Source organism: Brevibacillus sp. GCM10020057 (genome assembly GCF_042683565.1).
Classification (GTDB): domain Bacteria; phylum Bacillota; class Bacilli; order Brevibacillales; family Brevibacillaceae; genus Brevibacillus.
Genome location: NZ_JBHUJW010000043.1, coordinates 966,337 through 978,095, shown reverse-complemented (window position 1 = coordinate 978,095; position 11,759 = coordinate 966,337). Strand labels below are relative to the sequence as shown.

Sequence of the window (11,759 nt, the reverse complement as noted above, 5' to 3'; positions counted from 1 at the left end):
AGCAAATCGCCTGACAAGGGTCAATTTGAAAATAGGCGATCCATGATTTAGCCGGTCTGCGGCCTTTTCCATAGAGAAATGAAATGGCGGGCGAAAGCATGAATCGACGGCATTTCTCATTCGACATGGGGCAAAAGGGCGATCGGGCAGAAGGGAAACTAAAGCTGTCGTCCATTGGCGCGGCATGCAAGTATTTGACTAACTATTCTGACTAGACGCAGTTTGGCGGAGCGGCCCATAATAAATAGGCAAAGAGGACGTAAGGAGGCGATTGCCGATGCCATCGAGATGCCGAGTATACTCCCTGGCTGCCCTGCTGGCATGCGGGATGCTGCTGTTGCCGCTGCCCTTCTTGAAGGAAGCGAGCGCCCAGACGCCGGAGTGGATTGATGCGGAGGCGCTGCAGCAGCACGTGGAAAAACTGGCGCGCACACCGCGGCCTCCTGCTACCGAATCCGAGTTTGCCGCAGCTGTCTACGTGGCGAGCCAACTGCGCTCTTACGGCTATCAGGCCGTTTTGCAGCCCTTTACGTACTACACGTACCGCCAGCCCTCGACGCTCTCCCTGTCTGTGGAAGGCTGGACGGGGGCGAAGTGGGAGGCGCGTGGCTTTACATACGGTCCCAATGGCGTCGGGACGGGGGAGATCGTAGCGTGCGGTCTGGGCACGGCGCAAGATTTACAGGACGGACGCGCACGGGGAAAGATCGCGCTGGTTCAGCAAGGCGGCACGACTTTTGCTGAAAAAGTGAGGCAGGCTGCCGCGGCTGGGGCGGCAGCCGTCATCATCTCATACGATCGCGAGACAAAGGAACAGGCGTCCTTGGGCGAGCCGCTGGATATGGCGGTCCCGGTCATCTCCGTACCGAAGGAGCAAGGACGGCGACTGCAAGCGATGCTGGAAAAAGGCCCGGTCAAGGCGACGGTCAAGGTGGACGGAGGCTTGAGCATTCGTCAAACCTCTTACAATATTGTCGCTACGAAAAAAGCGGACACGCAGGGAACGGGGCAAACGATTCTGGTAACCGCCCATCACGACTCGGCGGCAAGGTCGCCGGGTGCCAACAACGGAGCTTCCGGGGTCGCCGTGCTGTTGGAGGTGGCGAGGATGCTGGCGGAGCGTCCGACCGACACAGAGGTGCGCTTCGTCAGTTTCGGAGCGGCTTCGGCAGGGGAAAAGGGACCGGCTGCCTATGTAGCGTCGATCCCGCATGCAGAGCGCAAAAACATCATCGCGGCTTTCTGCCTGGACGCAGTAGGCAGCGACGATGCGGGAACGCTTACCGTGACGAGCGCGAGCGGAGCCAAAAATTTGCCGGTTACGCTGGCGGAAGCGGGCGGGGCTGTCTTTTCCACAGCCTGGAATGATCGAGCGGAGCTCTCCGGCGATTATCTGCCTTTGGAAGCAGCAGGCATCCCGGCTGCGTGGCTGACGCGGGCGCCTGCGGATACATGGCGGGATCAGCCGGAAGATACGATGGAAAAAATCAGCAAGGAAAGGCTAAAGGAGGCAGCAAAGGTCGTATTTGCGGCCGTGTCGCGCATCGCGGACCCTGCGTCCGGGGCCTATCCCGAAACAATCGTGGACCGGCGGGGCGGCAATCCTTTGGCGGCAGGGGCGGCCCAATAGGGAAGAGAGACAGAAAAAAATCGTTCCTTTGCCAAGGGACGCCTTTTTTCTTGGTGGGTATGTCGAATCATGTCGGATAACAAGGAATAGTCACGAAGTAGGAAAAGTCGTATAATTTTTACGAATCTTGAAAATCTTTAAGGTTCATACACGATTTCAGGAAATATTGCATGATTGGGAGCAAGTTCTCTGCAACTCTTCACCTTCTGAAGAGCAATACGGTACACCAAAGATCGTGGAGGTCGCAATGAATTCCAATGCTAGTCATTCACACTCAATCCTGATTCTTTTCATCGCAGGCTGGATTCCCCTGACAGCCTATTTGCTGCTGGCGTCGAATCCGCATGTGCCGCTGGCGCTTGCGGTGTTCGCGGTCATGACAGGCGCGACATTCTGGTTCCTGTATGGAAGCTGGCGCGGGGCGCAGACTCAGACACAGGCCATCAAGGAACTGGAGGAGACCAGGGCACTTTTGGAGGCGGTACTTGCGCTGACGACAGATGCGATGGCCATCCTGGATACCCGGGGAAAAATCAAAAGCATGAATCCGGCTTGTAAGGAGCTGTTTGGACCTCCCGTGGAAACGCAGGGAGGCATTGACATATCCATCATGCCTGCGGACAGGCAAGAGGCGTTTCATTTGGCGCGAAAAGGCAAGCAGCCCCCCGAGCGGGAGATGCGGATTGATCGGGATGGCTCGTCCACACTCGTTTCGTGCAGCTTTACCCCTGTTTTCAATGCTGCAGGAGAGGTTATACGGATCGTCGGCCGCTCGCGCAATCTGGCAGAACGCGAGACCATCAGGGAGCTGAAAGCCAGCCAGGAGAAATACCGCCTGATCACCGAGAACATGACTGACATGATTTTCGTATACAAAAAAGCGGACGGAAAAGCTGTCTTCGTATCCTCTTCCCATACACAGCAGCTGGGCTACCCGGTTGATGAGCTCAGGGCGATGAACCCGCAAGAATTGAGGAGCCTGATCCATCCGGATGACGTAGAGATGGTTCTCCATGTATCCAACCGCGATTGGACAGTCGAGAACAATACTGCGGTGGTCTACCGGCTCCGGCACCGCGAAGGGCATTGGGTCAGCGTCGAGTCGCGGTTCAAGCCGCTTTTGGACGAGGCAGGCAACGTCCACAGCATCATGATCGTCTCACGCGACGTGTCAGAGGTGGTGGAGACGAAAGAGCTGCTGCGCCAATCGGACAAACTGTCGGCGATCGGTCAGCTCGCCGCCGGAATCGCCCACGAAATCCGCAATCCGCTCACTTCGCTGCGCGGTTTTGTCCAGCTGCTGCAATCCTCGCTGGCCGATCCCCGCTATTGCGAGATCATGCTGGCGGAGCTGGATCGGATCAATTTTATCGTCAGTGAACTGTTGGTCTTGGCCAAACCGAAAACCATGAAATTCGAGGACAAAAATCCTGCGCTCATTATCCAAAATGTCGTTTCCTTGCTGGAAAGCCAGGCGAATATGAACAACATCCTGTTCCACGTCAATCTGGATGCCGATTTGCCGGATATCACCTGCGACGAAAACCAATTGAAGCAGGTCTTCATTAATGTGTGCAAAAACGCCATCGAGGCCTTGCCGCAGGGGGGAGAAGTATTTTTGGAAGGCGAACAGGTTTCGCCTGTTTGCATACATATCCGCATTCGTGACACGGGCTGCGGGATCGAACCAAGCCGCATCCCCCGATTGGGCGAACCCTTTTACACGACCAAGGAGAAGGGAACGGGTCTTGGTCTGATGATCAGCCAACGCATTCTGGAAGACCATGGCGGCAGTCTGTCCATCGAAAGCGAACAAGGAAAAGGGACGACTGTCCATATTACGCTGCCAGCACGTCACGTACAAAACAGGGAAAAAATTTGTCGGTCAAGACAGCTGCCGCTTCCAGATGTAGCAGATGATCAGGCAAAGACCGCAGTACGTCGTCCCTGATACGATGGCAGAGACGCTCCATGTCAGGACCAGCGGGAGCAGCGCGCACAAGGCGAGGTAGAACAGCATGACCGCGATGAGCGGCAGCAAGTGCAGATCGTGACGCTCAGCGATCGGCGAGGCGAGAGCGAGTACGAGCGCAGCGATGACGACCCCACCGTGAACCAGGGCGAGGATCGTATGCAGCCAGCCGCCGATGGGCAACAGCTGCGTCAGAATGAGCTTGACGGGAACCTCTGACGCGAGGACGTCATGCCAGTACGACAGCAGAACAGCCTGCCCGGTCAATAGCACCAGAAAGAAGAACAGGGAGCCTGCACCGATTCCGAGACGGATCGGCTGCGGGCTTTCGACTGTGCTCGCAAACGGAATCGTGAGAGCGAGGCAGAGCAGGAAATGCAGCCCCGTATAGAGCACAGCATGCACGAGCCAGTTCAGATTCATCTGATAGCCAAGACTGGGGATCGGGACGTGATGCTGCTCGATGAAGATGCTTCCGTATACCAGGGAGCCGAGCACCAGAAAGATGGCGAGTCCAGGGAGAACCCAGCTCCAGCTTTTTCGCAAACAGACGACGGCGATGAGGACGGGCAGGAGCACATACAGGAGCGCCGCGGCGCCATCCGCCAGTTGCGCGGCGTACTGTCCGGTGATCACGCCTGCGTAGGCAAGCAAAAACAGATGGGAGAGCACGGAGAGGCTGGGTCCTATGGCTTCGCCGAACCAGTGCAAAAAAAGCTCGTGCAGGGAGCGGATGCCGCTGCGATGGCAGACGATCAAGGCGGTATATCCGAGCCATCCAAGGGCTATGCTGACGAGTGCAGCCCCGATGGTTCCCCATGAGCCAAAATAGGCAAAAAAGCGCAGCCACTCATAGCCCCCCAGATAAGTTCCTCCAAGGGCACCCCCGGCAAAAAGAACGGCGATCTGCCAAGCGCCTTTGTTCATAGGCATCATCCTTCTATCCAGCTTGGTACAAGTGTATGAGGCGAGAGGACTTGTTCAGAACTGAGCACATTAAATATACTTTATTGTTTACTATTTATATAAAATTGGATATACTAACGAATAACAACGTGACGAATTTTATGAGGTGATCTGGCATGAAAATCGTAGGAATTTCCGGAAGCATGAGCAAAAACTCAACGACCAGGCAGGCTGTCAGCATTGTTTTGAATGCCGCAAAGGCCGCAGGAGCCGATGTCGAATTGATCCATCTGGCTGAATGGCAGCTGCCTATATACGACGACCGCGATGACAGGTCGACCTATCCCGAGATCGTGCACCGTTTTGTGCAGAAAATCTCGGAGGCAGACGGGCTGGTGATCGGATCGCCGGAGTACCATGGCACGATCACGGGTGCTTTGAAAAACAGCATTGACTTTTTGGAAGCACGGCATCTCAAGGATAAGCAGGTCGCCATCGTCGGTGTGGCAGGCGGCAGCATGGGAGCTACAAACACCGTCAACACCTTGCAGCTGATCATGCGCAATCTGCACGCCTGGCCATTGCCGTCCAGCCCGAGCGTTCCAGGCGCGTCCAATGCGTTCACACCGGAGGGCACGTTGAAGGATGAGCGGCTGCAGGCCCGCTTTGAGCAATTGGGGAAACAGCTCGTCTCCTTTATCCAGTCCATGAACCCAAAAACGGAAAAACAGGTGCGTTAGGGGCAGGTTCCACTTGCAAATCGTTTTCATAACACGGTATTATATTTCTACGTGCCTTTTTGTACAGATCAAGAACGGATAAGTTGCTTATCCGCTATACGTGCAACTGGGGCTTCGCTGTACCGTTGACGAAGCCAAGTTTTCAAAGGACGCAGAAATACGGTTTGGAAATGAGGGGTTCGCATGCCGACGCCGAGTATGGAAGACTATCTGGAACGCATTTACAGCTTAATTGAAGAAAAGGGCTATGCTCGTGTCTCCGATATTGCTGAAGCGTTGGAAGTACATCCCTCTTCTGTGACGAAGATGGTACAGAAGCTGGACAAGGACAAGTACCTGGTGTATGAAAAGTACCGCGGTCTCGTGTTGACCACAAAAGGGAAGAAGATTGGCAAACGGCTTGTTGACCGCCACAGCCTGCTGGAGGAGTTCATGCGGGTGATCGGCGTCGATGAGAATCATATTTATCAGGACGTGGAAGGAATCGAACACCATTTGAGCTGGGAGTCCATCACTTGTCTGGAATATTTGGTGCAATACTTCCAGGCAGATCCCAACCGTATGGAAGAGCTGAGGCGGATTCGGCTCGAGGACGAACAAAAAGAAGAATAGTTTTGAGCATTGAGCGCAGGCTGGCCAGGCCTGCGCTTTTCGATGTCGTATGGGATTGGCTGTCGCCTTATATTTGATAAGGAGACAGATAATCCAGTCACAGGAGGCGGAAGGATGAAAGCGGACGCAGTCTTTGAGGGGGGCGGAGTAAAGGGGATCGCTTTTATCGGAGCCTTGCAGGTCATGGAAGAGCACGGGTATACGTGGGAAAAAGTCGCCGGAACATCCGCTGGCTCCATCGTCGCGGCGCTGCTCAGTGCAGGCTACACCAGTCGGGAGCTGAAGCCGATTTTTGAAGAAATGGACTATCAGTGCTTTCTGCAGCGCAGGGGATTGGGGCGGCTTCCCTTCGTCGGGCCCATGTTCGAGCTGCTCCTGAATGAAGGCATTTTTCGGGCAGACCGGCTCGAGTTGTTCATCGAAAATCTGCTGCAGCGCAAAGGAATCCGGTCATTCGGCGATCTGCCGGAGGGCAAGCTGCGCATCGTCGCATCCGATGTGACCGCCGGGAAGATGCTGGTGCTGCCAGATGATCTGCCCCGCTACGACGTGGCTCCCGAGAGCTTTTCGATCGCCAGGGCGGTGCGCATGTCTGCCTCCATCCCGTTTTTCTTTCAGCCAGCGATTCTCCAGAGCGACAGCAAGCCGCATTACATCGTGGACGGAGCCTTGCTCAGCAATTATCCGGTCTGGCTGTTTGACGTTCCGGGGGCGCCCAAGTGGCCGACGATCGGGTTTCGGCTGCACGACAACAAGGTGACGGCAGAGCAGACGTCGATCTCGGGGCTATTCTCGTTTACACGCGCTTTGCTCGTGACGATGCTGGATGCGCATGACAATCTTCACGTGGAAAAGGCCAATGCGGTCCGGACTATCTTCATCAACACGCTCGGCGTTCGTACGACGCAGTTCCACTTGCCATACGAGCTTCGCCAGCGCCTGTTTGCGTCGGGCGAAGAGTCCGCCCGCCGTTTTCTGAGAAATTGGAATTTTGCAGAATACGTCAAAGTGTTTCGTACCTCTTCCCCGAAGTATCTGGTCTGAACACAAAAAAACAGGCACCCTCCAAAGCGGCTACCTGTTTCTTTTTTTAATGAGAGATGTTGTTGTGTGAATTTTGATCGCCCTGCTCTTGCTTCGTTTTCCCCTTTTTTCCATCGATGACGCGGAAGGGATGATCGCGTCGGGGGTGTGCCTGCTTTTTCGCGGGCTTTTGCCCCGGCGTTTTGGCCTTGGGCGGTTTTGGCTTGCGAGGCCCGGTGTTGCGCGGAAAAAAGGAGCCCGTTTGCAAATAATTCCGCACCACCAGGATCAACGCAACAGACAGCCCCAGAATAATCAGCGTATTCACAGGGTCCTCGATAAACGTCAGGAGAAAACCGTAGGCAGCGAGCAACAATACAATCAGTATCACTGGTGGAATGCGGCGTAACATAGGCCTCACCTCTAAGGGATTCAAAAATGCCTCACGTTCTCACGTTATCCTGTCGTGGCCGTACGCTCCTGCGCATGTCTCTGGTCGAGTTCGCGCATTTTCTGGAAGGAGGCAATGGCTACTTCCACCTGATGGTCTTCCGGCTCCCGAGTCGTAATTTTTTGCAAGAGCAAACCCGGATAGCCAAGGAAACGAAACGGGGTGTCGCGCAGCTTGTTGGTCCACTGCAGCACCTCGTAGGAGACGCCCATGACGACCGGCAGGAGAACGATGCGCTGGATGACCCGTTCAGTCAGCGAATCATAGGGGAAAAGGGAGTAAATGACGACGCCGACGAATACCGTGAAAATGAGAAAACTGCTTCCGCATCGATAATGCAGGGTGGAAAATTTTTGTACATTTTCTACTGTTAATTCTACCCCGGACTCGAACGCGTTAATCACTTTATGTTCGGCTCCGTGATATTGAAATAGCCGTTTGATAATCGGGGCTTTCGCGATTGCGGTAATGTAGCCCAGCAGCAGGAGGATCTTGAAGCCGCCTTCTGCCAGCGTTTGCGGAACGCCGTCCGGGACCCATTTGCCCAGGAGGAATTTGGCCAGAAATACCGGTACGAGCGTGAAGACGAACTTCCCGAACAGGAAAGACAAGACGCCGACCAGCGCTACGCCGAGAATCATTGTCAGCCGGGAAGGAGAGTCCGGCGATACCTCTCCTGAGTCCGCGTTGTAACGTTCGGAGGCGAAATTCAGGTGTTTGGCACCGTTCGCACTTGCTTCAATCAATCCGACGACCCCGCGCAAAAACGGAATTTTTTTCAAGGGAGTAATCCATTTATATTCCGTACGGGGGGCTTCAAAATACTCGATTTCCTGATTTTTTTTCCGAACAGCCGTGACGGTCATGGTTTTGCCGCCGAACATGACACCTTCGATGACAGCCTGACCACCGTAGCTGGGTACGACTTGCTCTGCCAATTTGAATCACCATCCTTATTTCCTATTTTACCGGAAACAGGGGCTTGAAGCTACATGCAGTTCATGGCCGGGCAATGAAATGTCAGGAATTAGTGAAAATAGGGAATGCGGCGCATAATACCAAGGAGGTGATCAACATGGAAGCGACCAAAGCCCGAAAAGGTCTGCGGGGATGGAACGGGAGACAGGCGCAGGAGCAGCAGCAACAAAGGCAACGGCAAGCAAGCGGCGGGCAGCCCGCGAAAAAAATCGTGGAGGTGGCCCTTTGGGGAACGATCTTCTGGGGGATCATCCGCATGGCGGCCCATTTCCTGAATTTTACTCCCTATGGCTTGGGAGCGTTCGCCCGGCCGATATTGACGGGAATCGACGAGAATACGGCGGCCGCGATTGGCCTTGGAGCGATCTTCTTGTTCGTGGAGTCGCTGATCGCAACGGCGCTGTTTTCCGCACTGTTTCGCAAAGTGCGGGTATGGTGGAGCGGGCTTTTGCTCGGTGCCGTCATGCTGGCGGTAGCAGGATATTTTTTCGTCATCGGGAATTGGGAAGTATCCACCTTGAGTACGGAGGCGGCCTGGTATTTGTCCTATGGCCTGTTTGCCGGAATGACGCTGACGCTCGAAGAATCCGACGAAGAATAGCGGAGCGGGCTCTTTGCGGTTGGGTGGAAACGCCCGTTCCTGCCAAGAGGTATGCGAATGTTGGGAATCTTTTTCGTAAAAGGCGGATCTTTGGTTGAACTCTGCAAGGCATGTGGTAAAATGTTTCATTAGTAAAAAATCTTTTCTTGAAGAAATCTACGTGGGAGGGATGAGCATGACTTCCGTTCTGTTGTTGAACGGACCCAACCTCAACTTGCTGGGGACGCGGGAGCCGGAAGTATACGGGAGTGAGACGCTCGAGGATCTGGTTACGAACTTGGGCAAGGTGATGGAAGAGCTGGGCGGCAAACTTGAGCATCTGCAATCCAACCATGAGGGTGTGCTGATTGACGCGATTCATCGGGCGAAGGGCGTGCATGACGGAATCCTGATCAATCCCGGCGCATTCACTCACTACAGCTACGCGCTGCGCGATGCCTTTGCCAGTGTGGCGCTGCCTGTCATCGAAATACATATTTCCAACATTCATGCGCGGGAAGAATTCCGCCACCACTCCGTCATTGCGCCGGTCGTGATTGGCCAGGTGGTGGGGCTGGGCCTGGATGGCTACGAGTGGGCGCTGCGTGCGCTGGTGCGCAAGATCGAAAAAAATAAATAACGATAAAGGGGAGGATGTTGTCATGCAACAACGTCTGGACAAATTGCGCGAAGCTGTGGCCAATCTGGGAGCAGATGCCATCATCACGGAGAAACAGGAGAACCGGTTTTACTTCAGCGGCTTCACAGGTTCTACCGGCTGGGTCATCGTCACGGAGAAAGAGGCGTTCCTGGTCACCGACTTCCGTTACGTCGAGCAAGCGCAGGAGCAGGCTCCGCTGTTTACGGTCGTAAACAACGAGCGCAAGGCAGTGGAAGCGATCGCCAAACTGCTTGCCGAAAAAGGCGTAAAGCGTCTGGCGTTTGAAAGCTCCGTCTCCTACCAGACCTACCAGGAATGGAGCAAAGCCTTTGACGGCGTAGAGCTGATCGCGGCTTCGGGCCTGATGGAAAAAATCCGCATGTTCAAGGATGAGTCGGAGCTGGCGATCATCCGCGAGGCGGTGCGGATCGCAGAAGCGGGCTTCGAGCATATTCAAAAGTACATCAGGCCGGGCGTGAGCGAGGAAGACGTAGCGCTGGAGCTGGAGTTCTTCATGCGCAAGCAGGGAGCGTCCGGGTCTGCGTTTGACATGATCGTTGCTTCCGGACCGCGCGGGGCATTGCCGCATGGCCGGGCCAGCGAAAAGATCATTCAGGCAGGGGAAATGGTGACACTCGATTTCGGCGCGGCGTACAAAGGATACAATTCGGACATCACACGCACGCTGGCCGTAGGGGAACCAAGCCCGAAAATGAAAGAAATCTACGACATCGTCCTGCGTGCCCAGCTTGCGGGCGTCGCGGCGCTGAAGCCGGGTGTGACAGGGAAAGAGGCGGACGCAGCGACCCGTGACATCATCGCGGCAGCAGGTTATGGCGATTGCTACGGACACAGCGCGGGTCACGGACTTGGCCTGGAGGTGCACGAGCAGCCGAGCCTGTCCACGGTAAGCCCGTTTGTGCTGGAGCCGGGGATGCTGGTGACGATGGAGCCGGGCATTTACGTGAGCGGTCTCGGGGGCGTGCGCATCGAGGACGACGTGCTGATCACGGCTGACGGTCACGAGGTACTGAACAAGTCCACGAAAGAGTTGATCATTTTGCCCGTGTAATTTATACTTAACCTGTTATCGATTGATTTGGGAGGACTATCATGATCTCTGTGAACGATTTTCGGACAGGTTTGACGATCGAAGTGGACGGCAATATCTATACGGTTCTCGAATTCCAACACGTGAAACCGGGGAAAGGTGCGGCATTCGTTCGTTCCAAACTGCGCAACCTGCGTAACGGCAATACCACGGAAATGACCTTCCGCGGCGGCGAGAAAGTAAACCCTGCGCGGATTGAAACCAGCACCATGCAGTACCTGTATGCAAGTGGCGACGAGTACACTTTCATGAACACCGAAACTTATGAGCAAATGACGTTCACCCGCAGCCAAATCGAGCGTGAACTGCGTTTCCTCAAGGAAAACATGAATGTGCAAATCATGCAGTACAACGGTGAAACGATCGGGATTCAGCTGCCAAACACCGTGGAGCTGACTGTTACCGAGTGCGAGCCTGGCGTAAAAGGCGATACGGCTTCCAACGTAACCAAAAAAGCTACCCTGGAAACCGGCTTTGTGGTAAACGTACCGCTGTTCGTAGAAGAAGGCGACCGCCTTATTATCGATACCCGCACCGAAGCATACGTATCGCGCGCATAATCGCCGCGAATAAGGAAAAGGCAGTGCCCGTCACGGGTGCTGCCTTTTTTTGCATCATCGTCCGCCCAGCCACTCCCACAGCTTGAGCACGAAAGCAGTAATGCCAGCCGCCATGAGCGGTCCGACCGGGATGCCGCGCAAAAAAACGATGCCGATGATCGAGCCTATGACCAAACCCACGATCATGTGGGGTTCTGTACGGAGGAGATCGAGACCTTTTCCGTTCATCCACGTAGCAATGGCTCCGCCCGCGAGCGCCGTCAGTCCGATGAGCGTGGTAAAGAGGGGAAGGATGTCTTTCCACGATATTTTTTCGCTTGCAAACGGCACAAGGACGGAGATCGTCAAAAACAGCAGGCCGAGCTCCAGTCCGCGTCTTTCTACCGCAGGGAAAAAGCGCTCCAGCGCCGTGAGCTTCAGCACCAACAGGATGCTGGCGGCGGTGGCAATGATCGGTGAACGGCCAAGTAACCCTATGACGATCAGGATGACGAGCATCACTTCTCCAGACATCATTGGCATCAAAACCCCTGTC

At 54.9% G+C, this 11,759-nt stretch carries 13 protein-coding genes; 9 read left to right on the top strand and 4 right to left on the bottom strand.

Translation table 11 applies throughout. The annotated features are described in order from the left end of the window. The first annotated feature begins 277 nt into the window (after nucleotides 1-277). Complete coding sequence (locus ACFSO0_RS18510) at nucleotides 278-1,630, top strand: M28 family peptidase (protein ID WP_376882845.1); 1,353 nt, start codon at nucleotides 278-280, stop codon at nucleotides 1,628-1,630. Nucleotides 1,631-1,877: 247 nt separating this feature from the next. Beyond that, a complete protein-coding gene (locus ACFSO0_RS18505; RefSeq protein ID WP_376882842.1) occupies nucleotides 1,878-3,581 on the top strand; it encodes a PAS domain-containing sensor histidine kinase in 1,704 nt (567 codons plus the stop codon). Here the strand turns inward: ACFSO0_RS18505 and ACFSO0_RS18500 are convergent. After that, nucleotides 3,516-4,529, bottom strand: a complete 1,014-nt coding sequence (locus ACFSO0_RS18500) for a hypothetical protein (protein WP_376882839.1) — start codon at nucleotides 4,527-4,529, stop codon at nucleotides 3,516-3,518. The two genes, ACFSO0_RS18505 and ACFSO0_RS18500, sit on opposite strands and share 66 nt — an antisense overlap. Nucleotides 4,530-4,684: 155 nt before the next feature. On the opposite strand from ACFSO0_RS18500, the gene ACFSO0_RS18495 reads away from it, so the two are divergent. From ACFSO0_RS18495 to ACFSO0_RS18485, 3 genes are all read left to right on the top strand, one after another. Next, nucleotides 4,685-5,248, top strand: coding sequence for an NADPH-dependent FMN reductase (locus tag ACFSO0_RS18495; protein ID WP_376882837.1), 564 nt, complete (start codon nucleotides 4,685-4,687; stop codon nucleotides 5,246-5,248). A 183-nt stretch (nucleotides 5,249-5,431) separates the two neighbouring features. Next, entirely contained in the window at nucleotides 5,432-5,860 is a 429-nt protein-coding gene (gene mntR / locus ACFSO0_RS18490) for a transcriptional regulator MntR (RefSeq protein ID WP_376882835.1), read from the top strand. A gap of 114 nt (nucleotides 5,861-5,974) precedes the next feature. Beyond that, nucleotides 5,975-6,904: a patatin-like phospholipase family protein gene (locus tag ACFSO0_RS18485; RefSeq protein WP_376882832.1), complete on the top strand. Its 930-nt coding sequence runs from the start codon at nucleotides 5,975-5,977 to the stop codon at nucleotides 6,902-6,904. Nucleotides 6,905-6,950: 46 nt separating this feature from the next. Here ACFSO0_RS18485 and ACFSO0_RS18480 read toward each other — a convergent pair whose 3' ends face one another. Beyond that, on the bottom strand, nucleotides 6,951-7,295 hold the full coding sequence (locus ACFSO0_RS18480; protein ID WP_376882830.1) for a hypothetical protein: 345 nt from the start codon (nucleotides 7,293-7,295) through the stop codon (nucleotides 6,951-6,953). Nucleotides 7,296-7,339: 44 nt separating this feature from the next. After that, nucleotides 7,340-8,272: a DUF1385 domain-containing protein gene (locus ACFSO0_RS18475; protein WP_376882827.1), complete on the bottom strand. Its 933-nt coding sequence runs from the start codon at nucleotides 8,270-8,272 to the stop codon at nucleotides 7,340-7,342. A gap of 137 nt (nucleotides 8,273-8,409) precedes the next feature. Between ACFSO0_RS18475 and ACFSO0_RS18470 the strand changes: the two genes are divergently transcribed. The 4 genes from ACFSO0_RS18470 (at nucleotide 8,410) to efp (ending at nucleotide 11,224) form a co-directional block, all read left to right on the top strand. Further along, entirely contained in the window at nucleotides 8,410-8,913 is a 504-nt protein-coding gene (locus ACFSO0_RS18470; RefSeq protein ID WP_376882824.1) for a YqhR family membrane protein, read from the top strand. A 175-nt stretch (nucleotides 8,914-9,088) separates the two neighbouring features. Then, nucleotides 9,089-9,532 (top strand): type II 3-dehydroquinate dehydratase, encoded by a 444-nt coding sequence (gene aroQ / locus ACFSO0_RS18465; RefSeq protein ID WP_376882822.1) that lies wholly within the window; start codon nucleotides 9,089-9,091, stop codon nucleotides 9,530-9,532. Nucleotides 9,533-9,554: 22 nt separating this feature from the next. Next, complete coding sequence (locus tag ACFSO0_RS18460) at nucleotides 9,555-10,625, top strand: M24 family metallopeptidase (RefSeq protein ID WP_376882820.1); 1,071 nt, start codon at nucleotides 9,555-9,557, stop codon at nucleotides 10,623-10,625. A gap of 41 nt (nucleotides 10,626-10,666) precedes the next feature. Continuing rightward, the gene (gene efp / locus ACFSO0_RS18455) at nucleotides 10,667-11,224 is read left to right on the top strand and encodes an elongation factor P (protein WP_376882817.1); all 558 of its coding nucleotides are present in this window, start codon (nucleotides 10,667-10,669) and stop codon (nucleotides 11,222-11,224) included. 54 nt (nucleotides 11,225-11,278) lie between these two features. Here the strand turns inward: efp and ACFSO0_RS18450 are convergent, their stop codons facing one another. Then, the gene (locus tag ACFSO0_RS18450; RefSeq protein ID WP_376882815.1) at nucleotides 11,279-11,740 is read right to left on the bottom strand and encodes a DUF441 domain-containing protein; all 462 of its coding nucleotides are present in this window, start codon (nucleotides 11,738-11,740) and stop codon (nucleotides 11,279-11,281) included. Between the last annotated feature and the right edge of the window lie 19 nt (nucleotides 11,741-11,759).

Excerpts from the sequence above, each read along its gene's own strand:
- ACFSO0_RS18510 (WP_376882845.1), top strand. The coding sequence starts at position 278 with ATGCCATCGAGATGCCGAGTATACTCCCTGGCTGCCCTGCTGGCATGC.
- ACFSO0_RS18505 (WP_376882842.1), top strand. The coding sequence starts at position 1,878 with ATGAATTCCAATGCTAGTCATTCACACTCAATCCTGATTCTTTTCATC.
- ACFSO0_RS18500 (WP_376882839.1), bottom strand. The coding sequence starts at position 4,529 with ATGAACAAAGGCGCTTGGCAGATCGCCGTTCTTTTTGCCGGGGGTGCC.
- ACFSO0_RS18495 (WP_376882837.1), top strand. The coding sequence starts at position 4,685 with ATGAAAATCGTAGGAATTTCCGGAAGCATGAGCAAAAACTCAACGACC.
- mntR (WP_376882835.1), top strand. The coding sequence starts at position 5,432 with ATGCCGACGCCGAGTATGGAAGACTATCTGGAACGCATTTACAGCTTA.
- ACFSO0_RS18485 (WP_376882832.1), top strand. The coding sequence starts at position 5,975 with ATGAAAGCGGACGCAGTCTTTGAGGGGGGCGGAGTAAAGGGGATCGCT.
- ACFSO0_RS18480 (WP_376882830.1), bottom strand. The coding sequence starts at position 7,295 with ATGTTACGCCGCATTCCACCAGTGATACTGATTGTATTGTTGCTCGCT.
- ACFSO0_RS18470 (WP_376882824.1), top strand. The coding sequence starts at position 8,410 with ATGGAAGCGACCAAAGCCCGAAAAGGTCTGCGGGGATGGAACGGGAGA.
- aroQ (WP_376882822.1), top strand. The coding sequence starts at position 9,089 with ATGACTTCCGTTCTGTTGTTGAACGGACCCAACCTCAACTTGCTGGGG.
- ACFSO0_RS18460 (WP_376882820.1), top strand. The coding sequence starts at position 9,555 with ATGCAACAACGTCTGGACAAATTGCGCGAAGCTGTGGCCAATCTGGGA.
- efp (WP_376882817.1), top strand. The coding sequence starts at position 10,667 with ATGATCTCTGTGAACGATTTTCGGACAGGTTTGACGATCGAAGTGGAC.
- ACFSO0_RS18450 (WP_376882815.1), bottom strand. The coding sequence starts at position 11,740 with ATGATGTCTGGAGAAGTGATGCTCGTCATCCTGATCGTCATAGGGTTA.